The sequence below is a fragment of the Pedobacter sp. AC163 genome (genome assembly GCF_979258665.1).
Genome location: NZ_OZ409872.1, coordinates 4,585,876 through 4,609,701 on the forward strand (window position 1 = coordinate 4,585,876; position 23,826 = coordinate 4,609,701).

Genomic DNA, 23,826 nt, shown 5'->3' on the forward strand with positions numbered 1-23,826 from the left:
TTTTACATCATCCATTTTTTCCTATTTTTGAAACATGAAATTTCACTATCTACTTTTCTTTGCTGCAATCTCAGTTTTTACTGCCTGCAAACAAGAAGGAAAAGTTCATCATTATATTAAATTCAATAAAACCGAAGAATTATATCAGTTCTTACAATGGTCGCCTGAGAAACGCTTTCCATTAATTAGCGCTCACCGCGGCGGACCAATGCCCGGATTTCCTGAAAATTGTATTGAAACTTTCGAAAACGCCACCACGTATAATCCGATGGTGATCGAATTTGATATTGCTTATAGCAAAGATTCGGTAATGGTGATTATGCATGATGATAAACTGGATAGAACTTCGACAGGCAAAGGGGCTATTGGAAATTACACTTACAAAGAACTCCAAGCTTTTAACCTGAAAGATGACGATGGAAAAGAAACCAGTTTCAAAATTCCAACTTTGGATAGCGTATTGAGCTGGAGTAAAGGCAAGGTTTTGCTCACTATCGATTTAAAACGTGGAGTGAGTTATGCCAAAGTAATTGAGAAAGTGAAGCAGTATAAAGTTGAAAGCAACTCAATCATCATCACTTATACAGCGAATCAGGCACAGGAAGTGCATCAATTGGCGCCCGACTTAATGATTTCTGCATCAGTACAAAAAAAATCTGAACTGAAGCGATTAAACAATTTGGGCATCCCAAATAATAGAATTGTAGCTTTTGTGGGGGTAAGTGCACCTGATAAAGAACTGTACAGTTATCTACATGAAAAAGGTATCACAACCATTCTCGGTACAATGGGAAATATCGATAAAAGCTCGATTGCCAATCCTGCCAAAAATGTATATTATCATTTGGTAAATAATGGAGCAGATATCTTGTCATCGGATAATATTGCCCAAGCTGCCGAACAATTGGATAAATTCCGGTATAATAAGAAACTGAGTTCAGCCAATATTAACTAATATTACTGTCATAGCGATGTACAAAGCAATCTATATTGCCAGAGAGATTGCTTCGTGCCTCGCAATGACGACTGATTTATAAAAAAACAAAATGAGTATTTTAGTAAAAAATCTGTCCAAACACTATCATAACCAAAAGGCGGTAGATGTGATTAGTTTTGAAGCCAAACCAGGACGGATTTTGGGTTTCCTGGGGCCGAATGGTGCAGGGAAATCAACTACAATGCGCATGCTTACCGGTTATTTGGAACCCACTTCTGGCGATGCTGAAATTGCCGGCAAAAATATTTTAACAGAAGCCATTGAAGCAAAAAAGCATATTGGCTACCTGCCAGAAAACACACCGCTTTATACCGACATGTACATTAAGGAATTTTTGAATTTTGTAGGCCAAACCTATGAAATGAAAAATTTAGCTCACCGTATTGATGAAGTAATTAAAATGGTTGGCTTAACACCTGAGCAACATAAAAAAATAGGAATGTTATCTAAAGGTTATCGCCAGAGAGTTGGTTTGGCTCAAGCGATCATTCACAATCCTGATGTTTTAATCTTAGATGAACCTACGTCTGGCTTAGATCCAAATCAATTGGTGGATATAAGAGCACTGATCAAAGAACTTGGCAAAAACAAAACCGTAATTATCTCCACGCACATCATGCAGGAAGTTGAGGCCATTTGCGATGATATCATCATCATAAATAAAGGCAAAATTGTAGCTAACGATTCACTCGAAGGAATAAAGAAATCAAATAATAACAGCTCATTAGAAGCTATTTTTAGAAAACTCACTGCCTGATCTATGTTTAAAGTACGTTTCTTGGCTCTCCTTGCTATCCTTTTTTTATGCCTAAATGCGAAAGCACAAACTTCTTCTAATATCAGCATCGGTGCCGAATTTGGACTTCCATCTGGAAATTTTCTCAGTTTATCTGGAATAGGTTTGGGCGCATCTGCAAAGGCAGAATTTCCAGTGTCATCACAATTAGCGCTAACCGTTAATGCAGGTTTTATGAATTTCTTCGGAAAACGCAACCAATTAATTAATCTACGCGATTTAACCTTTATCCCACTTAAAGGCGGGGTTAAATACCAAAACCAAAGTTTTTATGCTGAAGCTCAGGTAGGAGCAGGGTTGTCCATTAACAGCCAACGAAATGTATTTATCTGGTCGCCCGGAATAGGGAACCAATTCAAATTGTCTGGCAGCAATAAACTGGATATTGGCATCCGTTACGAAGCTTGGGCAGGTAAAAATGAAACCAACATTTTGGGTATTAACAATTCTAGCTCAAAAGGATTTGCAGGTATTCGGGTTGCCTATGTTTTTGGCCTGTAGAGTAATAAATAGAATTGGCACTATTAAATTAATTTTTTTGATTTGATATTATTGTTTCTGATAATCAGGTAGATATAATTTTTTTCGACCGATTTGCGTAACTATTTGATGATAATTAACGTCTATTGCATCAACTAAATATACGTTTAATCAAAAATCAAATGAAAAAAACATTATTATCTTTATTAATGCTTGCTGGCATGGGCTATGCAGCATCAGCTCAAACAAGTAAACCTGTAACCTTTGGCGTAAAAGCGGGTGTTGCTTTCCCAAGCATGAGTATTTCTGCTGGAGGTACATCAATCGGTTTCGATTCAAAAACATCATTTTATGTTGGTGGAACAGCAGAATTTGCATTGTCAGACATTATTTCCATTCAACCGGGCTTAAGTTTTATTGGAAAGGGAAGCAAACTGGGCGGCGAAACCTTCGATTTCGAAGAATCAGATTTAACTAACGAGTCAGCTACTTTAAACTTAAATTATCTGGAGTTGCCAGTAAACGTTCTTGCAAATTTTAAAGTGAATAATGCAGGAAAGGTATTCATTGGCGCAGGCCCTTATTTTGCTTATGCTTTAAGTGGAAACGTTAAATATGGTTCTGAAAAGGAAAAAATCGAATTTGATTCAAATGATGGTATCAAACGCGGAGAATTTGGATTAAACTTTTTAGCTGGTTTTCAATTCAATAATAAATTAAATATCCATGCTGGTTATGGATTAGGTTTAAGTAGCGTTATTGATGAGCCAAGTGAAGTAGATGTTAAATTCAAAAATAAAGTATTTTCGGTAGGCCTGGGTTATTCTTTCTAAGCAATACCATAATATTTAGAAGCTTCTTGATTAATTTCAAGAAGCTTTTTTTGTTACAAGGATTATTTAGAACATAAAACCAATTAATCTTTATCGGATTTTGTTAATTTCGGGTATCTAAAAATCAATATGAAACTGATAATTTTTACCTTATTGTCTTTTAGCCGCTTAAAATAAAGAAAAGTTTATTCAGCCTGGTTAGGGTTAGAATTAAAGTAGTTTAGATAGAGATCAGATAGATGAAATATATTTTGGAATTCTATTTTCTCGGTAGGAATGGGCTTATCATTTAATAAATAATAAAACCTCTATTTAGAACTGAAATACTTCTACAGCACTTAAATTAACTGCAAACAAATCTATGTTTCAATACATCTTTTTCTTACTGATTTATCCCTGCTTGCTTTTGTTGAGCGTTTTTGTTGGCGCCAGGTATGCGGCACACCGTTTAAGGTTAGATAAATCATGGAAAAATATTGGTATCGAATCCAGTTTAATGAGCATTTACGCCTTGTTGCTCTCCTTTGCATTGGCTGGCTCAAGCCATAATGCTAACCAAAGGAATGATGAAATTTATGCTGTGGCCGATAAACTTTCGTTGGTAATTAAGAAATCCAAATATTACGAGGATGAGTTAAAACAGGGCGTTCACAAATACCTCTCAACTTTTTTTGATATCCACAATAAAAATCTAAATCCAAGCGCTAAAGAAAGCGAATTCATTGTTAGAGACATTCTCGCTAATGATCAGCAATTGGATTATTTTTTAATAAATTATCAAAAAAAACATGAAGAAAGCAGATCCGAAATTTCCGAAATCACTTCAAATACCAGTGCTTTACGTTCAGCCTATATTCGCCTTACCCAAAATTATGGTAAAAACACGCCCACTTTAATCATTACTATATTAATTATCTATTCATTTTTAATGGGTTTTCTTATCGGTTATATTACGAAGATTCACAGCAACCAAACTTTTATTGTTACTACGATCTTTATCATAATAAGTTCTGTCATGATTGGCGCCATCTGGGATCAGGACAATCCGGGCATTGGTTTTATAAAACCGAATTACGAAAGTATTACTAATGTTAGCGAATTATTTAAGGCTTATTTACTTCGAAATCATCTTTAATATGCTCAAATAAATGGTTAACTTCGAAGTTTTATTAGCACATGTACGCAGTTTTTAGACGCGAGTTATTCAGTTTTGTAAGTTCGATGGTTGCTTACATCACCATCGGCATTTTTTTATTGGTTTCTGGTCTTTTGCTTTGGTTTTTTCCTGATACCTCCATTCTTGATTATGGATATGCTGATTTAGGTGGCTTCTTCAGCTTGGTTCCCTATTTATTTATGTTTCTTATTCCTGCAATTACCATGCGATCTTTTGCTGAAGAAAGACGTGAAGGGACCTATGAATTGCTTATTACCCGGCCAATTACCATTTGGCAGATCATTATCGCAAAATACTTAGCCAGCTTAGTATTGATATTGTTTTCGTTGATCCCAACTTTAATTTACGCCTATTCTATATCAAAACTGGGATTTCCGGAAGGCAATGTAGATTCTGGAGCGATAATCGGATCTTACATAGGCTTGTTTTTGTTAGGTGCAACCTTTACCTCGATTGGCTTATTTTCTTCAGCGTTAACGAAAAATCAGGTTGTTGCTTTTGTAATCTGTGCGGCCTTATGTGCTTTTGCTTTCTTAGGTTTCGATTACACTAGTCAACTTATTTCGCTGCAAAACATAGAAGGTTTTATTACCAATTTAGGGATAAATCAACATTATAACTCCATTAGTAGAGGTGTGCTAGATACCAGAGATTTAATCTATTTCATCACAGCCTCTTGCCTGTTTTTATTTTTTACCAAGTTAGTGATAGGAGGGAAACGATGATTGCTAAAAATAAAAAACGGATAAACTCGGTTGTATTTATTGCGGCCTTAGTTTTGCTAAATGTAGCAGGTAATTATTTTTTTCATCGCTTCGATTTTACTGCAGATAAACGCTTCACTTTAAGCGAAAAAACGAAAACACTTTTAACCAATAACCTAAAACCAATTACGATTACCGTGTTTTTAGATGGTCAGCTTCCACCAGCTTTTAAACGTTTGCAAGCAGGAGTTAAAGATTTACTTTCTGATTTTAAGGCTTATTCTACTGCTGAAGTGAAACTGGTTTACGTAGATCCTTTAGCCGGGTTAACAGTTGAAGAGCAAGATACCGTAATTTACAATATGGCCCAGGATGGGATTGAGGCTACAAGAACAGCGTTAAAAACCGAGAGCGGTACCACCGAAAAAATTGTTGTTCCGGCAGCTGTAATTGAGGTTGATGGGAAACAAATGCCGGTTAAACTGCTACAAAATTTTAATGTTGCAGGTGGCTATGAAGAAAATATTAATCGATCGATAGAGAATTTAGAGTACACATTTACTTCTAATTTAAAAAAGGTGCTCAACGGTTACAATCCGCGAATTGGTTTTACGGAATCTAACGACGAACTGACCGATTTAGAGTTGGAGGATGTAAGAGTAACCTTAGCCAATAATTACATTGTAGGCCGTGTCAACTTAAATACGATCACTAAAGAAGGGTTGGATAAGCTGAACATGATGATCATCGCGAAGCCTAAAAAACCTTTTACAGAAACTGAGAAATATAAAATAAATTATTTTGTAATGAATGGCGGTCGTGTGCTTTGGAGTATCGATCAAAATAATGCCGATTTAGAAAATTTAAGAACCCAAAACGGCCAGATGGCAACGTCGAGAGACTTGAATTTAGATGATATGCTGTTTATGTATGGCGCCAGGGTAAATTACAATATCATCGCCGATCCCGCGAACAATGTTGAAATTCCGGTTTCAACCGGAGCAGTTGGCGGCCAAAGTCAAATGCAGTTGATGCATTGGATTTATTATCCAATTCTACTTCCCGATACCACTCACAGCGTGGTAAAGAAATTAGACGGAATTAAATCTGAATTTCCAAGTACAGTAGATACAATTGGCGTAAAAGGTGTTCAAAAATCTTATATTTTATCCACTTCGCCATATAACAAGATTTATAATTTGCCTAAACCTTTTAGTTTGCAGATGATTGCAGAGCAACTAGATCCACGTGAGTTTCAAAGTTCGCCACAGCATGTAGGTTTGATGTTAGAGGGCAGTTTCCCATCGGTTTTTGCAGGCAGGCCGCTACCTGCGGGGATTGATCAGCCTTACACAAATGTCGCCAACAGTAAATCTTCAAAAATGATTGTGTTAGGAGATGGTGACATTTTTAAAAATCAGGTTTCAGAAAAAGATGGTTCTGCATTTCCCCTGGGTTTCGATCGTTATTCGCAGCGCACATTCGGTAATAAAGCCCTTTTATTAAATATAGTAGATTATTTTACCGATGATGATAACTTAATTAGCTTACGCGATAAAGAAGTTAAAATAAGGTTGTTGGATAAAGCCAAAATTAAACTCGAAAAAGCCAAATGGCAGTTTATAAATGTAGTTGCTCCAATGCTATTGTTAATATTCTTTGCAATTTTTCAACATTATTACCGCAAATACAAGTACGCTAAATAATTTTTATATTTTTGAAGAAGACTAAATGATATCATGAGATTTATTGTATCCACATCAACTTTATTAAAACACTTGCAAACTGTAAATGGTGCGTCAAGCAGCAGTACAGTTTTACCAATATTAGAAAATTTTCTTTTCGAAATTAAAGACGGAAACTTAACGATCTCTGCAACCGATTTACAAACAAGCATGACAACTGCTTTGGCTGTAGAATCAAAGGAGGAGGGAAAGGTTGCAGTTCCATCTAAAATCTTATTAGATACACTTAAAACGTTACCAGATCAGCCAATTGCTTTCAATATTGATGATACTTCTTTCGCAATAGAAATTAGTGCTGGCGATGGAAAATATAAACTAAGTGGTGAAAATGGTGATGATTTTCCAAAAATCCCTGTGGTTGAAAATGCATCATCCGTTAATTTGCCTGCATCAGTTTTAACTGAAGCCATTACCAAAACGATATTTGCAGTGAGTAACGATGAGTTACGCCCGGCAATGACTGGTGTATTCTGCCAGTTATCTCCTCAACATATTACTTTTGTGGCAACTGATGCACATAAATTAGTTCGCTACCGCAGAATGGATAGTAAAGCTGATAAAGCAACATCATTTATTTTGCCCAAAAAAGCTTTAACACTTTTGAAGGCAGCTTTGCCATCAACAGATATCAATGTATCAGTTGATTATAATGCTACAAGTGCTTTCTTCAAGTTCGAAAATATCAACTTAGTGTGTCGTTTAATAGACGAACGTTATCCTGATTATGAAGCAGTAATTCCTCAAAATAATCCTAATAAACTGGTTATAGACAGGGGATTATTTTTAAATACTCTACGTCGCGTAGTTATTTTCGCTAATAAAACTACCCACCAGGTAAGACTAAAAATTAACGGTAGCGAGTTGAATATCTCTTCAGAAGATTTGGATTTTGCTAACGAAGCACATGAGCGTTTAAGCTGCCAGTATGATGGCGAAGATCTGGAAATTGGTTTTAATGCCCGTTTCTTAATCGAAATGTTGAGCAATTTGAGCGGTGATGAGGTTACTTTGGAATTATCTACACCAAATAGAGCGGGACTTTTGATTCCTCAAACCAACGATGAAAATGAAGATGTATTGATGTTGGTAATGCCTGTAATGCTTAACAACAGTTATTAAAATAAAGTTTCAAAGTTAGAATATTAAAGGTGGCTTGGTTTTTGACCGAGCCATCTTTGTTTACCGACCAAATAATCTAACTATGAAAATCTTTACTAAACGCTCCCTCTTTCTATGCTTCGTCCTATTTGTTAACTGCATCATAGCCTGTAAAAAACCAGATCCGAATGTAGTAGTAAAAGGAGAGGCTAAAGTTAAATTCATAAATGCTACTTTAACAGAAGCCAATCAAGATATTTACGTAGATGGCCAAAAAAATTCGACCACTGCAATTGCCTTTACTGAATCAACTGATTATTTAAAAATTGTTTCGGGAAGCAGAATTGTTAAATTCATGGGTTCGGCAAATCTCCCAACAGAATCTACCTTTAATTTTACTCCATCTTTAACTTACTCTACATTTTTAGTTGGTAATCGTACCGGAGCGAGAGAAATTATAACTTTTGAGGATAATTTAAGCAATACCGAAGCGGGCAAAGCGAAAATTAAACTCATTAACTTAACCCCTTTTTTTTTAACGGGCATAAATGTCAGCGTTCAAGCGGGCACTCAATTTGTTAACGGTTTACTTTACAAAGAAGCATCTACTTACTTTCAGGTGGATGCTGGAATGAGCCTTAGGTATAATGTTGTAGGCTCGGGAAGTATTAAAACCATCGATGGAACCTTACTTGAAGCAGGAAAAATTTACACCATCTGGTTTAGTGGAAGCACAGCCACAGCTTTAGAAGCCCACATTATAACTGATAATTAATTCATAAGTTTATATGCTTTCCATTATCTTTACGTTTTATAACAACAGTATTCCTTTTTATGAAAAGACGTAATTTTTTGATTTCTTCAAAGCTGATAATTTTAATTTTTACCGTTGTTTTATTTAGTGCTTGTATTAAAAACGATAATTCAATTGTTGGAGATGCAAAGGTGAGGATATTTAACACAGTCATTTCTGATACCTCTCAAAATTTTTATTTCAATCAAGCTTTATTTAATAGTGTAACCGGGGTTTCTGCTTTGGCAACAAGTACCAACACCTCGTATTTTGTTGTAGAAGGTGATAAAGAATATCTAATTGATTCAAGAAATAGCATTACCGGCGTTACAAACAGTTCTGTGACACAAAGTTTTGCGTTAGGTAAAAATTATTCAATTTATTACACGATAAAAAACACTTTGCCTACCACAAAACCAGAAATGATTATTTATCAAGATACCGTTAGGCAAAATAATAACGTAGCACAGATCATGTTTATTAATTTAGGCCACACATTAGGCTCTAAAGTAGATATTAAAGATAAAAGTGGAAAGATTGTAGAAAGCATTGGTTATGGAGAAAAAACAAGCTATAAACAAATTTCTGATGTAGGCAAGAGTAACACTTCGATCCTACTAAATCTGGTTGACTCTGCAGGCGTGCAGGATTCGATTTCATACACCAACTTTGCAAAAGGCAAGGTCTACACTGTAATTATTGAGGGTGCCAAAAATGGAAAGCTTAAAGAGCGATTAGTAGCAAATAATTAATTCGTATAACAGTTCTCCATTATCCCTTCGATATTCATACTTTTGACAAATTAAAATTAACATCACTTGGAATTTTTCGACTTACTTATACAATTACTTACTAATACAAAAGAAACGTTAGAAGTAATTATGCAGGAATATAAAACCTGGACTTACCTGATTCTTTTCATTATTATTTTCGCGGAAACCGGCTTTGTGGTTACCCCATTTTTACCTGGTGATTCCATGTTATTTGCTGTAGGTGCTTTGGTGGCAGGCGATGGAACTGGCTTAAACATCTGGTTTATGCTTTTTATCTTAATTGCTGCTGCTATTTTAGGCAACTCCGTTAACTATCAGCTTGGTAAATATTTTGGAATCAAAGTATTTAAAGAAAATAACAAAATTCTCAAGTTGAAATATTACCACCAATCTCATGAGTATTTTGAAAAACACGGTGCTAAAGCCATTATTTTTAGCCGTTTTTTACCAATCATCAGAACTATTGCGCCATTCGTGGCTGGAGCAGCAAGAATGTCGTTCGGTAAATTTACTTATTACAATATTTTAGGGGGTATTGCCTGGATTGCGAGTTTACTGTTTGCAGGTTATCTGCTGGGTAAAATTCCCTTTGTAGAAAAGAACTTCGAAATTTTGGTGCTAATCATTGCAGTTGGAACTTTCTTACCTGTAATTTATGGTGCTTTGAAGTCAATCTTTTCAAAGAAAAAAGTTGAAGAGATTATCGAAGAAGAAATTAAAGAAGACTAAAAAAGAACTTTTATACTAGGCCGCAAATAATCAGATTTACCTGTTTATTTGCGGCTTTTACATTCATACTTACGCCTAGCTTAAAGTTCTCTTCCAATAACAGTGCCTTGCTGATATTTCTTTTCCGCCTCTTCGTTGGCTTGCTTTTCGGCGGGGTCAAGCTCTAACTTCACCAGGTTCTTAAGCTCCGGTTGTCCTGCATCTACCCAGGCAGAATACCAAAATGATCCAATTTCTATAATAGCAGATCGCATTTGTCGCTCAACCATCTTATTCATTTGATCATGATACCTCTTTGAGTACTCAACGGAATACTGTTTTAAAACGGTATTGTTTCGTTCAGAAAAGCTATATTTTTTATCGGAAGGAAAAGCTGCTGCCAAGTTTGATTCTAAAGTCAAAACCGTATCTACCAAGCTATGGGTATGTTTAACGATCTTCCAGGCATCTTTTAAAGGATTTTCAATGTATTTCGCTTTGCCGACAACAAAGTTATAATTCGAAGCAAATAGCTCCGGTAATCTACTCTCCCAAAAAGCATGAATGCCAACTTGATTTGTTAATTGGCCGTTGTGATTTGCAGTAGTATGCAACGGTACGTGAGCGTCGCCGATATAATGACCTAAATCTGCAGAGTATTTTAAGATTTTTATCGAATCACGACTAGCAAATGCTTTTACCAGACTAAAATAGGTACGCTGGATTTGCCATGGCACTATCCCATTTGTATTGAGATGTTTTTGACCATATTTCGCTAATGCATCGTTCCATTTTTCAGGAATACTATCGATATCTTTCTCATAGTTTTCTACATCAAGATAGTGCCTGGGTGCTTCCAGGGTATCAGCATATCTTCGTTTATCAGGGTCTACTGCATGTTCAGTGATAAACTTTATATTTTTCTTGTAAAATACGATCATGCCTTGCGGAAGGGTGAAAATTGCAAGGTTGTTAATTCTTTGGTGCGCAAAGAAACCCCAGGAAGTGCATAGAATGAAAGGGATGATTAACATAATTAAAATCGTTAATCTTTTCATACTATGAATTTACATAAATTAATCAAATTCTAAGCGCCAAATTGATTTAAGTGATGGTCTAAGTGCTTGTAAAACATATTGTTCCATTCTGTCTTGGTTAGCTTTCCAAAAGAGTGTGATTCTTTTCCGTCGAAATGATTTTCGCCTAACTCTTGCGTTTGATTGATGTAAGAAATTAAGCGATTTTTTTCTTTCTCAAATTCCTTTTCATCAGTAACTACGAACGATGGCGCAGTTTGGCTATTTCTTTTATAAGGTTTTTCACTTACGACAATGTTCTTTACAAAAGCTTTCATGATGAATTTCATAAATGGATTAGGCTTTGCATGTTTGGTATCATACACCAATTCGTAACTTACATTGCAATGGGCCAGCATTTGAGAAACGTTCATTTTACCCCAAAGCTGTGAAGTATTTGGGCTTAATTTGTTAATTCTTTCAATAACTTCTTTAGTTACTGCGGGTTGAAAAATATTCTTCATGTTTTTAATCTATCAAATGATCTCTGTATTTGTCTCTATATATTTAATACGAAATATCAAACTTCTTAGCATATCGAGTTTTCTATGTTATGCTTAACTTTCTTTTTAATACGATCTTAATTCCTCAACATTTTAAATGAAAACCAACCTAACAATGCTATAATAACTGCCATTAAAACCCATAACCAAGCCTTGTTTTCAAATAATGGTTTCTCAATTTTTTCAGCATACGCTGGATTTTGCTGCTCTTTGCCGATGGTTAAAGCAGCTAAAACAGAAGGGATTTTACTTTCAAATTTTTCAATTTCATAATTTGGGGCAGCAACTGTATTATTTCCATAGTATAAAGCGTACTGGAGAGTTGGGTTATCGAAACGAGCAACCAGTTCGAAGATATTTCCTTTCAGTTCTAGGCCGCTTATGCTTAAAGGTCTGTTGTCGTTATTTTGGATGGTTATTTTTAGTCTCGAGGCAATGGTATTTGGAAAATTAAATGTTGAGGGCTCAAGGGAACTCAAAGTCCCGTTATATAACTCAGCATAATTATATTGCATGCCCTTTTCTGTTTTGACACTGTCAGTTGCGTATTCGATTTTAAAAGATCGATAAAAGTCAAAGTCGTTGTTAACATTAAGCTTTAAATTTGATACTGGCATTAGACGAGTTAAATCAACGGTTATAACTGTCTCCTTAGCTTTTGCATCATTATATAAATTATAAGCCTTATATTTTACATCCTGATAAGTGCCATTTATAGTATCGGTTTTAAAAATTTTTGCTTCTAATAATTCAGGTTGAACCGGGCTTTTCAAGGCCATTCTGAAATACTGATATTTTGAATCGGGAAAACTCAATTTAGTAAACTGATAATCAGTATCATTATTTTTAATTGAAAGAATGCGGTAATCTTTCAAAATAGAAAACCATTTTAAGTCATCGTTACTGCCTTCCAAAGTAGCCTGCCAATCAAAATTACTTTGTTTGAATGATAAATTAATCTGATTAATTGTAGTCGCAGCATTGGCTTGAAATGTGAAATAATAGAGGCCTAAATCCGAACTTTTATTAATTATTTTAAAGTCTACTTCCTTCGAAATAAATTGATCTACCCGCTGCTTTAGTAAATAAGGAACTTCAGTGGTATCTTTTCCATTCACACCAAAAATTCTTAAGTCTTGGAAGCCCTTATTTTCGGCTGCATACAGTTGTTCGGGTAGTTTTATGCTATGCCAAATTGAATTAACACCGCTAATATCTCTTTTAAATTTATAGCTGCTGGTTTGAGCTTGAGCAATTCCATGACCAAGCAAAAACACTAAAAGAATACTAATTTTCAGTTTTAACATCATCAATAATTAAATGTTTGTATTTGTTGTAGAGAAAAGAAATTATAAGTAAAAGCACTCCCAACGAGACAAAAACCACAGTTTTAGCGATTGTACTCAACGAATAAATATCATAAAAGAAAAGTTTAATTAGCGTTATGCCGAATAATACTATTGCCCCAATCCTTAAATGTTTTTTGTTTTTTGCAATTCCCATTCCGATGAGGAATAAGGAGTAAATCCCCCAAAGAATACTCAAACCAAGTTTGTAACTCTTATCTGTTCCAGATAGCTCCAAAATGTTAATCAACTCACTGCTAATAACCCATAAAATTGAAATGTAAAGCAGGTACTCGAACATAGTTTTGAAGTTCTTTTTAAGCAGCCCTGAGTTTTGCAAATAATAACATTGAGCAATAAGGAGTGCAAAAAATGCTATCGATATATATCGGATAACAATATTAAATGAACTGATATTAAAATATTCGTTTTCGGTTGATAAATAGTTATCACGCAGTTCACTAAGCGTGTATAATCCATTAGTTAGGAAAAGTAAAATCATCATCAGGTTGATGATAAGATTTGCAATGGCTAGTTCGTTTTTCTGAATTTTTTTAATATTTAGAAAGGTTAGCGCAGCGGCAAAAAACATAGAATAGATATAAAGCCAGGCCGCTGTAAGGGTTTCATAATTATAATTAAAAGCATGGCTTGCATCGTCAAAACCATTTCTTTGACGGAGTGTAACTTTTGTTGACTCTAATAAACCACTGAAATAACGAACTATTTCTATTCGGAAAGTAATGTAAACAGTTAGAACCAGAATTGATGGAAGCGCATAATTCAAAATGCTTCTTATCCAGAGCCAATCGCCAGATTTTTCGGTTTCCTTAGTATTGATGTTCAGCATCCAGGCAAAACTACCAATGAAGATACAGGCAGTTAAAAAGCTGACATTTAAAAATGGAAGTACATGTGGTGCATTTCCATAATTTATGTCGTTAAACCTTGCCCAATCTTCTAAAAGGCTAAAGAACGCTAAAAATATTAATGGAAATGATAGCTTTTCGTAGATAGCAATGCCTTTAACCCTTGCCAAATAGAAGAGTACAGCGGCCTCAACTGCCCAGAAAATAGTTACCCAACCGCCATTAAGTTGCACCGGAACAGCCATCGTAATAAAAGTGATCACCATGGCTAAAATCAAATAGAATAGGTTTCTGTCAGCAAGCTGCTTCTTGTAAATAATTAAGCTTACTATAAAGTGGATCACGGCGTTTGCGAGCGTAAAAAGCCCTAGTAATTCAACACTATTTTTGTTAGCAGCTAAAATAAAATATCCGATTCCGTAGTAAATGAAAGAATTCAAAAGCAAAATAACGACATCACTAAAGCCAAAGATTTCCTTTTTTGACACCTTGTAAGCTAAATTGGTAATGTAAAAAATGATGAAAAACACTGAAGAAAATAAAAGCGATATGGCGAAATGATCTTCTTCACCTCTTAAATTTAATCGCCAGGAAAGAAATATGATCCAGGTTAAACTGAAAGATGCATAAAAAAGTGGCTTCCAATACTTTTTAAAGCTCAAAATCAGGATGCCGATGTTGATGATAGCCATATAGGTAAACAATACGCCAATCTTTCCTGAACCATCGCTGAGCAAAAATGGAACAGCATAAGCACCAACCAAACCAATATGGGCAATAACCTGCTTGTTGTATTTTATGGCAGCTACAACAGTAAAAGAAGTGAAGACAACCATCAACAGAAATGCTAATGCTTGCGGAATAAGCGAATAGAAATCATAAGCTGCATAAGTAATAAAATACATGATGGCGATGGCACCACTGACTAATACAGCCGAAAAGTTTTCATATTTCTCTTTCAGTTTAATTGCGAAAGCCATTAATCCGGCTCCGACCGCATAGCCCAAAACAATCCGGGTGAGCGGGCTGATCATATCATGATCTATAGCGTATTTTGCCCCGATGCACACGCCAAGAATTAATATGAGAATACCAATTTTGCTGATCAGATTTTCTCCGATGAACTTCTCAAAATCCGATTTAACCATGTTTTCACGTGTAAACCGATCTGCGAAATTACTTTGCGGTTGATTTACGGGCGGTTGGAATGGACTTGGAGCAGCTTGTGGTGCAGGGTTATTTTGATTTACCGTACTTGGTGGAGTATTTCTAGGCGGAGGTGAAAGAATAGGTTCGGCAACTGGTGTTAAGGGTTGAACATTAGCAGCGCCTGGCGATTGTAAAGCCCTTACTTCTTGTTTTAAAGCTTCTATTTCTGCCTCAAAACCTTGTTGCCTAAGCAATAAATTTTCGAGCTTCATTAAAAGGAAGTTTAATCTCTCTGAATTATCCATTCTATATTTTCGGTAGTCGTTAATTTATTAAATATAGGAATGAATTTTACAAGGTTAAGGAAAATATTCGATTGGTGTATTTAAATTGGTAGGTTTGAAAAAAAGATAAATGGAAATATCCTGTCCCATCTCAGCAGAAAGAGTAAATGAAAATGTGGTTAGATTGATTGCATTTATGGTTGCATGCATTGCAATTGGCTGTGTTATATTCTCAAATTATTGGGTTATGTTTTTCCTAACTATAGATTTTGCTTTACGGGCCTTTAGTTCTGGAAAATTTAGTCCGATGAAGTTCATAGCCATTAATTTAGCTAAGGCTTTGAGCTTAAAGCCAAAAATGACTGATTTAGCGCCTAAGAAATTCGCGGCAACCATGGGCTTTGTTTTCTGCCTATTGATTACCGCGACATTTATACTGAATTTTTCAACAGTGGCCTTAACGCTAACTGCAATAATGATAATTTTTGCCTTGCTCGAAAGCTTACTAGGCGTTTGTATAGGTTGTTATGTTTATACTTTCGTCAATCTGATTTCGAAAGACAATAAATATTAAGCGTTTATTACATGCTTTCTTTGAGCCAAGCCAAGGATTTTTAAAAACCAGTGTTTGCCATTTCAAAGATTTCTCAATCGCGAAAGCTCATTTCGAAAGGACGATCTGAGACTATTTCGACAAAGCTTTTCTCACTTCCGGGGCGATTTTGTTTCCGAAGATTTCTATCGATTTCATCATTGCCGCATGTGATGGTCCGCCGACGTCCATGTGTGCTGAGAAACGGGTTAAGCCAAAGGTTTCTTCCATAGCAAGAATTTTATCAACAGATTCAGCGGCATCGCCAATAATCAAAGCGCCGTTAGCACTTCTGCCAGCTTCAAATTGATTTCTTTGGAACGGAGGCCAACCACGGCTTTTTCCAACTCTATTCATCTGAGCGGAGTATAAAGGATAATAATAATCTGCTGTTTCCTGACTATCCTCGCCAAATAGTGAGTGCATATGTACACCAACTTCAAATTTACTCATATCGTGCCCGTAAGCCTGATAAACTTTTTTGTAGTAATCAAATAGCGGTTTAAATTGCGAAGGCTGCCCACCAATAATCGCAAACATCACGGGTAAACCCAATCGTCCGGCACGTTCAACCGATTCCGGTGTACCGCCAACGGCCACCCAAATCTTTAAATGATCATTAACAGCCCGTGGTAAAACCTGCTGGTTAACCAGCTCGGGCCTGAATTTTCCCTTCCAGGTTATTTTTGGTTCTTCATTAATTTTTAAAAGCAGCGCTAATTTCTCTTCATAAAGTTCATCATAATCCTGAAGATTGTACCCGAATAATGGAAAAGATTCGATAAAACTCCCGCGACCAGCCATTAATTCGGCTCTGCCGTTTGAAATTAAATCAATAGTAGCAAAATTTTGGTAGAGCTTTACTGGATCTGAAGAACTCAAAACCGATACTGCACTACTTAACTTAATATTTTTGGTAACTGTTGCGGCTGCAGCCAAAATAATCTCCGGACTCGAAACTGCATAATCAGGACGATGGTGTTCACCGATGCCGTAGAAATCTAATCCTACTTCATCCATCAATTTAATTTCTTCTATAATTTCTTGAAGTCTTTGTTGGGCGGGTTGAATTTCTCCCTTTGCATTAACTTGCAAATCGCCGAACATGCCGATACCTAATTCCATAATTGCTAAAATTTATATAGCAAAGTTAATAGGTTAGGGGCAGAGAAGTTTTGATGTATGGTAAGAAAATTCATTGTCATTAAGCAATCCAAGTATTTACAATTTCATCGATTATCCATTTATCGCTTACTTTTTTAATAAAGATGGTAAACCCTTCTCCACATCTCGTTCCACAGAAATAACCAACAGTTAGAACTCCAAAATTCCTTTCCATGTCAAAATAAATTCTAGAGATAGAAAACGAACCGGAAAAACTTGAACCATAATTGCTAAAAACACCATCGGCCTTATTAATTTTTGGCATTTTTGAAGAAATTTGAAGTTTAAATTTCTTTTTGGTTTTGATGTTTTGGTAAGGAATTGTTAGCGTTTCATTTCTTGGCCTTTCTTTTTCCTCTTTAATTTTGAAGTGATAAAATAATTCCTGTTTGTATTTTTCATCAACATCTTTTAATATAGGATTAAACTGCACATATAAGGTACTCGTGTCTTTATTTAAAGAATCTAGTCTTCCTTTATAGATGATTGAATCTTTTGCTAAATTAGAATAATCAAATCTGATAAACTTATTATTTTTATCATAAACTGATTTAGGTACAGGTAGTCGAAATTCGTATATCCTCAAATCCATGCAGGTTGAGTCAATTATTGCAGGAAGAAGTGCGGTAATGATGGTTTCTTCTTCTTCTTCATTGTTTTTCTTTTTGTTACTGCAATTTGATAGAATTAACAAACTGAAAATAATACAAAACAAATTCCTCAGCATTGGTTTTTAATTGAATGATGAATTTAGATTTGTTTTTCCATATAGCGCAAATGATTATGAAACAAGCTCAAAGTGAAATGCTTTAAATGAATTAGAATTAATATCATCGGACTTCCAACTCCCAACCTCGGACTTACTCTATCTTCTTACCTTTCATCGCTGTGGAAATCGCCGCGTCCATTACACGTTCAGCAAACGGACGAGTGAACTCATTCAACTCATCGGCTTTTTTCAAAATCGTATCTTTTTCCTGTGTGGCTAAAGCAGTTTTCAAAGCTTCGATATGAACTTTTGTTTCGGCAATTTCTGCGTCTGTTAAATGTTCAGCATGCTTTTCAATAAAACGCTCTGCAGTGTAAAGGAGTTGCTCGCCCTCACTTCGAGCCTCAATCAACATGCGTTGCTCCACATCGCTTTGCGCAAATTCAATGCTATCCAACAACATTTTTTCAACTGTATCATCACTTAACCCATAACTTGGTGTAATCTCGATTTCCTGCTTCACACCCGAACGGAGTTCAATAGCTTGTACCGTTAAAATTCCATCAGCATTTAGCAAAAAGTTGATATCTACTTTCGGCAAACCTGCAGGCATCGCCGGAATCCCTTTCAAATCAAATTCCGCTAGTTTACGATTCTCCTTTACCAAATCGCGTTCACCCTGGTAAACAGAAATTTTTATATTTACCTGCCCATCAATCGAAGTGGTGTATTGGCGACCGGCTTTGGTAGGCACTTTGCTGTTACGGGAGATAATTACATCCATTAAACCACCCATCGTTTCGATACCAAGCGAAAGAGGAGTAACATCAAGCAATAAAATATCAGAACGATTTCCAGCCAAAACATCAGCCTGGATAGCAGCACCCAAGGCCACAACTTCATCAGGATTAATATTATCCTGCGGTTTTTTGCCAAAGAAATTCTCTACCGCCTGCTTTACAAATGGCGTACGGGTAGAACCGCCCACTAAAATTACTTCATCAATATCTGCTGAAGTTAAATCTGCATCTTTCAAAGCATTTTTACAAGCAGTGATGGTTTCATCCACCTTTGCGGTAATCAGTTGCTCGAAAGTTTTCTTATCCAAAGTACACCAGATTTCGCCAACCTGCTCGTTGTATAAATTTTGCGTAGAAAGCGCTTTTTTAGCTGCTTCAGCCTTTAAACGCAAGGTTTGCATTAAAATATTATCCGCAGCAACCGCTGCAAAATCAATTTTATTTTTTTCAATCCAATAGTTTAAAATCGCCCGGTCGAAATCATCGCCGCCAAGGTAAGTGTTGCCATTGGTAGCCAAAACTTCGAAAATTCCATTTTGAATTTGGAGGATAGAAACATCAAAAGTTCCACCACCTAAATCGTAAACGGCAATGGTTTTTTGCTCAGTCGGATCAAGCCCAATTCCGTAAGCCAAACTTGCCGCGGTTGGTTCGTTAACAATCCGCATGACGTCAAGGCCGGCAAGTTTTCCAGCATCCCTTGTAGCCTGTCGCTGACTATCATTAAAGTATGCCGGAACAGTTATAACAGCCCGATTCACAGGTGTTTTTAAAGCATGTTCTGCTCTCGCTTTCAGTTCTTTTAAAATTTCAGCAGATAATTCAATCGGCGTATAAAAACGATCTCCTGCCTGAATTTTTACCAAAGCATCTGTGTCATCATCAATCACTTTGTAAGAAAATATATCTTTGTGTTCAGCAACATCTTTGTAAGAGCGGCCAAGTAATCGCTTCACCGAGAAAATGGTGTTAGCAGGATCTGTAGTTAAGAATTCTTTCGCCTCATTACCCACAATTGCTTCGTTTTGGCTGTTGAAATATACCACCGAAGGAACCAAAATTCCCTTACCAGCATCGTTAATTACCTGCGGATTTTTATCAGGATTGATAAAAGCAACCAGACTGTTTGTGGTGCCTAAATCTATGCCTACTATAATTTCTTCCTTCTGAAACGAACCTGTAGCAAGGTTAATTGAAATTTTTGCCATGCTGCGAATTTACGCAGATTGTTGCAATGTTTAGAGATTGAAATGTTTTAATGTTGTAAAGAAAGCCGGTAAGTCCGAGGGCGGAAAGTCCGAAAATTAAAGCCGTAAGTTCTGTTTCATCTTTCAATCCTAAAATCCTGGTCCGTAATCCTTTCTTATCCTGAAAATCTCAAAATCTGATTGGAAATGAATGGATCTGTAATCCTTCGCGAAAAGCAGCCCTGCTTTTGGTACAAGCCAAACAGAAAAAAGTTTGGGCTTTCCCCGTCAATCAGGTTTATGGACAGATGTAAAACGCTTTTGGGAAGCAAACCACCCCCAACCCCTCCTTGGAAAATAAGGGAGGGGAGCTGGACACTGCTATTAAACAGGTAAAAACACTCGGCTTTGTACATTTTTATCAAGAAAAAGTGGGAAGCCTGTCTGGCTAAGACAAACTACTTTCTATTCTTCTCTTCAATCCACAAAGACATATACTTTGTGCTCTGCAAAGTATGATGATTCAAAATCTGACCAATAAAATTATGCTGACGATGTTTCTGGATATCCAGATTTTCTAAAACACTTATAAATGAGTCAGCAAAATGCGTAGAAGAATATCGTTCATTGATAATCTTAATTCCATTTTTTTGAGCTAAAGACCAAGCGGTTTCATCATTATAAAGCAAAGCCGCTTTTTCGATAAAACTTTCTAAGTCGTCTTTAATAAAACCATTCCACTCCAGCGAACCTTTCATGGCCTCGGCACCAATTGAAGTGGTAATAGATGGCGTTCCAACTTGCATGGCATCGATAAATTTTCCTTTAACACCCGCACCAAACTGGATAGGAGCCAGTAAAATTCTATGCGTTGAAATTGTTTGTCTTGCATCAGTGGCTCTTCCACGAATAAAAAATTTTTCGTTTTTATTCTCCAATTGTAATACTTTTTGAGAAGCATAAGAACCGTATATATTCATATTTATGCCAGGTAGTTTCTTCCTTAATGCTGGCCAGATTTTGGTTTTCAAAATCTGAACAGTGTTCCAATTCGGTTCATGTAGAAAATTGCCAATGAAAACAAAACCTGCCCTTTCTTCAAAAGGAGTCCAGCTTTTAATGGATTCCTCTGTAATTTCATTTTCAAGAAACGGGAGGTAGTAGAGTAACGAAAGATCAATTTTAAAAGTTTCTTCCATAATTTTCATTTCCACCTCAGAAATAATTAGGGAAAGATCGCAACGTAGAATAGAAGCAATCTCTCTTTTTGCTGTATCAGAAAATAAATCGATTTTCGATTGCTTTTTATCACTTTGCTGTCTTGCACTTCGCAGGCTATGTAAATCTTCAGTGTCCAAAATCCGAAGCGCATCGGGGCATTCCTGCTGAACCCGCCAACCATACTGTTCCTCAACCATAAAGCGATCGAAGAGTACAATATCGGGGTTTAACTTTTGAAGAAATAAATTGAAACTCTCATCATTTAGTTTTATTGGCTCCTCAATTACTGAAGTGGGTGAGAAATCAAAACTGAAATCACTTTTCGATGCCGCGGAGGCAAAAGTGACCTGATAACCTTTCTGCAAAAACAAATCAACCAATTGAATCATTCTTGTTCCCGCTGCCGATGAAGTAGGCTCAGGCCAAACCAATCCAATGATTAATATTTTTTTTGCGCTTCTACTCATTTTCTACAAAATAAGCTCTTTTTTTTTGCTCCCGCAGATAAATGTGATTTTCGCAGATTAAAAACCCAGATCTGCGTTTATCTTCTAAATCTGCGGGAGATATTAAACGTATCTTAAATATTCTTAATTTTGCAGCTCAATTACACCACCACATGTTAGGATTAAAATTGTTAACAGACCCACGTTGGGCAAATATTGCTGAATCGAATTTAGAGGAAATTTTATCTGACCATGCCTGGTGCGAACAAAAAGCAGCATCAAACGCTATCACCTTGATCACTCAAAACTCTGAGCATCAAGATTTGGTTGATGAATTAACAGCCATTGCAATTGAAGAAATGCAGCATTTTCAAATGGTAATTGAAATTATTAAACAACGCGGTTATACTTTAAGCAGAGAAAGGAAAGATGATTACGTTGGCCGTTTAGTCAAGTTCAGTAAAAAAGACGGTAGCAGAAACCAGGCTTTTGTTGATCGACTGTTGTTTGCTGCAATGATTGAGGCCAGAAGTTGCGAGCGTTTTCGAGTGCTTTCGCTTAATATAAAAGATGAAGAATTAGCGAAATTCTACCACGAGCTTATGGTTTCGGAGGCTGGTCATTACACTACTTTTCTAAATTTCGCCCGTAAATATTCTACAGATGTTGATGTTGATAAACGCTGGAAAGACTGGTTGGAATTTGAAGGGGAGTTAATCCAAAGTTTCGGAACGAGAGAGGCGATACATGGATAGAAGTTGAAAGTTGTATGTTATAGGTTGTATGTTCTGGGCGTAAATACCATTCAAATTGCACTGTCAACCTGGAACTTTTAACTTTTAACTTTCAACTCTTTTTTATGAATATTCCACAGCCAAATCACAATATCCTGATAGCTATCGATTCCTTTAGGTTGGTTATTGAGCTTTAAGAAACTATCGAAAGCGGCATCCATGTATCCGAACATGTCGCCGTTGTATTTTCGCCAAAATTCTTTCTCCGTTTTAAAATCATCTAAAACCTTTTCTGATAATTTATCATGAAGTATTTTGTAATCATCAGGAGATTTCATTCTAATTTCAAACAAAATATACCTTAACATTTCATAATTGGCCGAATATTGGTAATTCACATCGGGACTATTACTTGCAGTTAAATAGCCTAGCAAATTAGCTTCATCTTCGTACGAAATGCCTAGTTGATGAGCAATTTCATGGCAAGAAACATAAGGTTTTACAAAATCAGGCAAGGCCATATTCATGTTTGCCTCTCCGGTTAACGGCGCATAGTAACCTTCTATTCCTGCTTTGCTCACTAAATAAGGACTTAAAACAGATTTTAAACAGGGGTTTTTATAGCGAAATAACGAATTCCTTTTCTCCATTAAGTGATAAGCTTTTGATGAGCCAATTTCCAAGTCCTTGATAGAGTAAGCGGGAATTCCCGTCTGCTTTAACTTTAAATCATTTGTTTTTTTTACAAAATATTCGCCCAAAAGAAGCAACTCTTTTACGCTATACTTTTCACTTCCAATACCTAGCGCTTCACTAACACTCGTTCGACTGTAATTTAAGCCCCAAACCAATTTGAAAATGATGTAAAGAATTAAACAAAAGTTTAAAACTTGCAGCGGAATTATAATTCTGTGTACTCTCTGTAAAGATTTTCTTTTTTTGAAAAACCTGATGATTCTGTAAACGACAAAACCAATAATTAATGCGTAAACAATATCACCAATGGCAAACGGGAAAATGGAGGATGAAAATCTTAAACCCGATGAAATGTATGGATAAAAGCCTGCTGAATAATATTTTTGAACAAGGCTTGGGAATAGGCCGAAGATGTAAATCAGTATAGTTAAACTGATTGAAACCAAAAATATTTTATATACCGAATGCTTATATACCATTAATAATGGCCTTTTAAAGATTGAATTTCCAAGATAATAATTCCGTTATCGTGAATTTCATAAACAATTCTGTGTTCTTCATTAATTCTTCTAGACCAAGAACCGGACAATTCATATTTTAGTGGTTCAGGCTTTCCAATACCCTCAAATGGATTTTCTTGAATAGCTAAAATTAATTGCTGAATTTTTTTCTGAATAGCCTTGTTGCCAGATTTTTTCCAGTAGTTTAAATGCTCAATAGCTTTTGGAGCATATATTACTTCCATAAATCTTCAACGGCAATTTTTACACCTTTGCCATTCTTAATATCTTCACGGGCTTGCAAAATATCTTTTACAAATTCTGGGTTATATGGGCTCTTTTTGGTCTCAAAATCAATTTTCAAAGCTTTCATTACCGCTTTTAAAGCTGTGGCTTGTTCTTCGTTTTTGGGATGTGCAATTAAAGTTTCCATTTTGATGTTGCTT

At 35.9% G+C, this 23,826-nt stretch carries 24 protein-coding genes; 13 read left to right on the forward strand and 11 right to left on the reverse strand.

Annotated elements, in window-relative coordinates:
- The first annotated feature begins 34 nt into the window (after positions 1 to 34).
- The 11 genes from ACZZZK_RS19690 to ACZZZK_RS19740 all read left to right on the forward strand — a co-directional run bounded on the left by ACZZZK_RS19690 (position 35) and on the right by ACZZZK_RS19740 (position 10,125).
- Positions 35 to 955, forward strand: a complete 921-nt coding sequence (locus ACZZZK_RS19690; RefSeq protein ID WP_463485613.1) for a glycerophosphodiester phosphodiesterase family protein — start codon at positions 35 to 37, stop codon at positions 953 to 955.
- A 91-nt stretch (positions 956 to 1,046) separates the two neighbouring features.
- On the forward strand, positions 1,047 to 1,754 hold the full coding sequence (locus ACZZZK_RS19695; RefSeq protein WP_463485614.1) for an ATP-binding cassette domain-containing protein: 708 nt from the start codon (positions 1,047 to 1,049) through the stop codon (positions 1,752 to 1,754).
- A 3-nt stretch (positions 1,755 to 1,757) separates the two neighbouring features.
- Positions 1,758 to 2,294: a hypothetical protein gene (locus tag ACZZZK_RS19700; protein ID WP_463485615.1), complete on the forward strand. Its 537-nt coding sequence runs from the start codon at positions 1,758 to 1,760 to the stop codon at positions 2,292 to 2,294.
- A 161-nt stretch (positions 2,295 to 2,455) separates the two neighbouring features.
- Positions 2,456 to 3,106 carry a porin family protein gene (locus ACZZZK_RS19705; protein ID WP_463485616.1) on the forward strand — a complete coding sequence of 217 codons (651 nt, stop codon included), beginning with the start codon at positions 2,456 to 2,458 and terminating at the stop codon, positions 3,104 to 3,106.
- A gap of 361 nt (positions 3,107 to 3,467) precedes the next feature.
- Positions 3,468 to 4,241: a hypothetical protein gene (locus ACZZZK_RS19710; RefSeq protein ID WP_463485617.1), complete on the forward strand. Its 774-nt coding sequence runs from the start codon at positions 3,468 to 3,470 to the stop codon at positions 4,239 to 4,241.
- A gap of 41 nt (positions 4,242 to 4,282) precedes the next feature.
- Complete coding sequence (gene gldF, locus ACZZZK_RS19715; RefSeq protein ID WP_463485618.1) at positions 4,283 to 5,008, forward strand: gliding motility-associated ABC transporter permease subunit GldF; 726 nt, start codon at positions 4,283 to 4,285, stop codon at positions 5,006 to 5,008.
- Positions 5,005 to 6,693, forward strand: a complete 1,689-nt coding sequence (gene gldG / locus ACZZZK_RS19720; protein WP_463485619.1) for a gliding motility-associated ABC transporter substrate-binding protein GldG — start codon at positions 5,005 to 5,007, stop codon at positions 6,691 to 6,693. Before gldF ends, gldG begins: the two co-directional genes overlap by 4 nt.
- Before the next feature lie 33 nt (positions 6,694 to 6,726).
- Complete coding sequence (gene dnaN / locus ACZZZK_RS19725; protein ID WP_056851361.1) at positions 6,727 to 7,851, forward strand: DNA polymerase III subunit beta; 1,125 nt, start codon at positions 6,727 to 6,729, stop codon at positions 7,849 to 7,851.
- Between the two features lie 82 nt (positions 7,852 to 7,933).
- Positions 7,934 to 8,605 (forward strand): DUF4397 domain-containing protein, encoded by a 672-nt coding sequence (locus ACZZZK_RS19730; RefSeq protein WP_463485620.1) that lies wholly within the window; start codon positions 7,934 to 7,936, stop codon positions 8,603 to 8,605.
- A gap of 59 nt (positions 8,606 to 8,664) precedes the next feature.
- Positions 8,665 to 9,375 (forward strand): hypothetical protein, encoded by a 711-nt coding sequence (locus ACZZZK_RS19735; RefSeq protein WP_463485621.1) that lies wholly within the window; start codon positions 8,665 to 8,667, stop codon positions 9,373 to 9,375.
- 66 nt (positions 9,376 to 9,441) lie between these two features.
- Positions 9,442 to 10,125, forward strand: a complete 684-nt coding sequence (locus ACZZZK_RS19740; RefSeq protein WP_463485622.1) for a VTT domain-containing protein — start codon at positions 9,442 to 9,444, stop codon at positions 10,123 to 10,125.
- An 80-nt stretch (positions 10,126 to 10,205) separates the two neighbouring features.
- On the opposite strand, the gene ACZZZK_RS19745 is transcribed toward ACZZZK_RS19740, so the two are convergent.
- From ACZZZK_RS19745 to ACZZZK_RS19760, 4 genes are all read right to left on the reverse strand, one after another.
- A complete protein-coding gene (locus tag ACZZZK_RS19745) occupies positions 10,206 to 11,162 on the reverse strand; it encodes a zinc dependent phospholipase C family protein (RefSeq protein WP_463485623.1) in 957 nt (318 codons plus the stop codon).
- Positions 11,163 to 11,191: 29 nt separating this feature from the next.
- Positions 11,192 to 11,644 carry a DUF1569 domain-containing protein gene (locus tag ACZZZK_RS19750; RefSeq protein ID WP_463485624.1) on the reverse strand — a complete coding sequence of 151 codons (453 nt, stop codon included), beginning with the start codon at positions 11,642 to 11,644 and terminating at the stop codon, positions 11,192 to 11,194.
- A gap of 116 nt (positions 11,645 to 11,760) precedes the next feature.
- Complete coding sequence (locus ACZZZK_RS19755; protein WP_463485625.1) at positions 11,761 to 12,993, reverse strand: hypothetical protein; 1,233 nt, start codon at positions 12,991 to 12,993, stop codon at positions 11,761 to 11,763.
- Complete coding sequence (locus ACZZZK_RS19760; RefSeq protein ID WP_463485626.1) at positions 12,971 to 15,319, reverse strand: DUF2339 domain-containing protein; 2,349 nt, start codon at positions 15,317 to 15,319, stop codon at positions 12,971 to 12,973. Before ACZZZK_RS19760 ends, ACZZZK_RS19755 begins: the two co-directional genes overlap by 23 nt.
- Positions 15,320 to 15,461: 142 nt before the next feature.
- On the opposite strand from ACZZZK_RS19760, the gene ACZZZK_RS19765 reads away from it, so the two are divergent.
- Entirely contained in the window at positions 15,462 to 15,905 is a 444-nt protein-coding gene (locus tag ACZZZK_RS19765; RefSeq protein ID WP_463485627.1) for a DUF4395 domain-containing protein, read from the forward strand.
- Positions 15,906 to 16,016: 111 nt separating this feature from the next.
- Here ACZZZK_RS19765 and ACZZZK_RS19770 read toward each other — a convergent pair whose 3' ends face one another.
- The 4 genes from ACZZZK_RS19770 to ACZZZK_RS19785 form a co-directional block, all read right to left on the reverse strand.
- Positions 16,017 to 17,048, reverse strand: coding sequence for an LLM class flavin-dependent oxidoreductase (locus ACZZZK_RS19770; protein ID WP_463485628.1), 1,032 nt, complete (start codon positions 17,046 to 17,048; stop codon positions 16,017 to 16,019).
- A 79-nt stretch (positions 17,049 to 17,127) separates the two neighbouring features.
- Positions 17,128 to 17,814, reverse strand: a complete 687-nt coding sequence (locus ACZZZK_RS19775; RefSeq protein WP_463485629.1) for a hypothetical protein — start codon at positions 17,812 to 17,814, stop codon at positions 17,128 to 17,130.
- A 133-nt stretch (positions 17,815 to 17,947) separates the two neighbouring features.
- Positions 17,948 to 19,804 carry a molecular chaperone DnaK gene (gene dnaK, locus ACZZZK_RS19780; protein WP_463485630.1) on the reverse strand — a complete coding sequence of 619 codons (1,857 nt, stop codon included), beginning with the start codon at positions 19,802 to 19,804 and terminating at the stop codon, positions 17,948 to 17,950.
- Positions 19,805 to 20,241: 437 nt separating this feature from the next.
- On the reverse strand, positions 20,242 to 21,471 hold the full coding sequence (locus tag ACZZZK_RS19785; protein ID WP_463485631.1) for a glycosyltransferase family 4 protein: 1,230 nt from the start codon (positions 21,469 to 21,471) through the stop codon (positions 20,242 to 20,244).
- A 152-nt stretch (positions 21,472 to 21,623) separates the two neighbouring features.
- On the opposite strand from ACZZZK_RS19785, the gene ACZZZK_RS19790 reads away from it, so the two are divergent.
- Positions 21,624 to 22,205, forward strand: coding sequence for a MiaE family protein (locus ACZZZK_RS19790; RefSeq protein ID WP_463485632.1), 582 nt, complete (start codon positions 21,624 to 21,626; stop codon positions 22,203 to 22,205).
- Between the two features lie 77 nt (positions 22,206 to 22,282).
- Here ACZZZK_RS19790 and ACZZZK_RS19795 read toward each other — a convergent pair whose 3' ends face one another.
- Genes ACZZZK_RS19795 through ACZZZK_RS19805 form a run of 3 tightly spaced genes read right to left on the reverse strand, consistent with a single transcriptional unit; the run spans position 22,283 to position 23,813 of the window.
- Positions 22,283 to 23,359 carry a DUF3810 domain-containing protein gene (locus ACZZZK_RS19795; protein ID WP_463485633.1) on the reverse strand — a complete coding sequence of 359 codons (1,077 nt, stop codon included), beginning with the start codon at positions 23,357 to 23,359 and terminating at the stop codon, positions 22,283 to 22,285.
- A complete protein-coding gene (locus ACZZZK_RS19800) occupies positions 23,359 to 23,625 on the reverse strand; it encodes a Txe/YoeB family addiction module toxin (RefSeq protein ID WP_463485634.1) in 267 nt (88 codons plus the stop codon). The genes ACZZZK_RS19795 and ACZZZK_RS19800 overlap by 1 nt, the downstream gene beginning before the upstream one ends.
- Positions 23,616 to 23,813, reverse strand: coding sequence for a DUF2683 family protein (locus ACZZZK_RS19805; protein ID WP_463485635.1), 198 nt, complete (start codon positions 23,811 to 23,813; stop codon positions 23,616 to 23,618). The genes ACZZZK_RS19800 and ACZZZK_RS19805 overlap by 10 nt, the downstream gene beginning before the upstream one ends.
- Positions 23,814 to 23,826: the final 13 nt, after the last annotated feature.

Excerpts from the sequence above, each read along its gene's own strand:
- ACZZZK_RS19755 (WP_463485625.1), bottom strand. The coding sequence starts at position 12,993 with ATGATGTTAAAACTGAAAATTAGTATTCTTTTAGTGTTTTTGCTTGGT.
- ACZZZK_RS19805 (WP_463485635.1), bottom strand. The coding sequence starts at position 23,813 with ATGGAAACTTTAATTGCACATCCCAAAAACGAAGAACAAGCCACAGCT.
- ACZZZK_RS19690 (WP_463485613.1), top strand. The coding sequence starts at position 35 with ATGAAATTTCACTATCTACTTTTCTTTGCTGCAATCTCAGTTTTTACT.
- ACZZZK_RS19730 (WP_463485620.1), top strand. The coding sequence starts at position 7,934 with ATGAAAATCTTTACTAAACGCTCCCTCTTTCTATGCTTCGTCCTATTT.
- ACZZZK_RS19785 (WP_463485631.1), bottom strand. The coding sequence starts at position 21,471 with ATGAGTAGAAGCGCAAAAAAAATATTAATCATTGGATTGGTTTGGCCT.
- ACZZZK_RS19775 (WP_463485629.1), bottom strand. The coding sequence starts at position 17,814 with ATGCTGAGGAATTTGTTTTGTATTATTTTCAGTTTGTTAATTCTATCA.
- ACZZZK_RS19800 (WP_463485634.1), bottom strand. The coding sequence starts at position 23,625 with ATGGAAGTAATATATGCTCCAAAAGCTATTGAGCATTTAAACTACTGG.
- gldF (WP_463485618.1), top strand. The coding sequence starts at position 4,283 with ATGTACGCAGTTTTTAGACGCGAGTTATTCAGTTTTGTAAGTTCGATG.
- ACZZZK_RS19700 (WP_463485615.1), top strand. The coding sequence starts at position 1,758 with ATGTTTAAAGTACGTTTCTTGGCTCTCCTTGCTATCCTTTTTTTATGC.
- gldG (WP_463485619.1), top strand. The coding sequence starts at position 5,005 with ATGATTGCTAAAAATAAAAAACGGATAAACTCGGTTGTATTTATTGCG.
- ACZZZK_RS19750 (WP_463485624.1), bottom strand. The coding sequence starts at position 11,644 with ATGAAGAATATTTTTCAACCCGCAGTAACTAAAGAAGTTATTGAAAGA.
- ACZZZK_RS19770 (WP_463485628.1), bottom strand. The coding sequence starts at position 17,048 with ATGGAATTAGGTATCGGCATGTTCGGCGATTTGCAAGTTAATGCAAAG.
- ACZZZK_RS19735 (WP_463485621.1), top strand. The coding sequence starts at position 8,665 with ATGAAAAGACGTAATTTTTTGATTTCTTCAAAGCTGATAATTTTAATT.
- ACZZZK_RS19695 (WP_463485614.1), top strand. The coding sequence starts at position 1,047 with ATGAGTATTTTAGTAAAAAATCTGTCCAAACACTATCATAACCAAAAG.
- ACZZZK_RS19760 (WP_463485626.1), bottom strand. The coding sequence starts at position 15,319 with ATGAAGCTCGAAAATTTATTGCTTAGGCAACAAGGTTTTGAGGCAGAA.
- ACZZZK_RS19710 (WP_463485617.1), top strand. The coding sequence starts at position 3,468 with ATGTTTCAATACATCTTTTTCTTACTGATTTATCCCTGCTTGCTTTTG.
- ACZZZK_RS19765 (WP_463485627.1), top strand. The coding sequence starts at position 15,462 with ATGGAAATATCCTGTCCCATCTCAGCAGAAAGAGTAAATGAAAATGTG.
- dnaN (WP_056851361.1), top strand. The coding sequence starts at position 6,727 with ATGAGATTTATTGTATCCACATCAACTTTATTAAAACACTTGCAAACT.
- ACZZZK_RS19745 (WP_463485623.1), bottom strand. The coding sequence starts at position 11,162 with ATGAAAAGATTAACGATTTTAATTATGTTAATCATCCCTTTCATTCTA.
- ACZZZK_RS19705 (WP_463485616.1), top strand. The coding sequence starts at position 2,456 with ATGAAAAAAACATTATTATCTTTATTAATGCTTGCTGGCATGGGCTAT.
- ACZZZK_RS19795 (WP_463485633.1), bottom strand. The coding sequence starts at position 23,359 with ATGGTATATAAGCATTCGGTATATAAAATATTTTTGGTTTCAATCAGT.
- ACZZZK_RS19790 (WP_463485632.1), top strand. The coding sequence starts at position 21,624 with ATGTTAGGATTAAAATTGTTAACAGACCCACGTTGGGCAAATATTGCT.
- dnaK (WP_463485630.1), bottom strand. The coding sequence starts at position 19,804 with ATGGCAAAAATTTCAATTAACCTTGCTACAGGTTCGTTTCAGAAGGAA.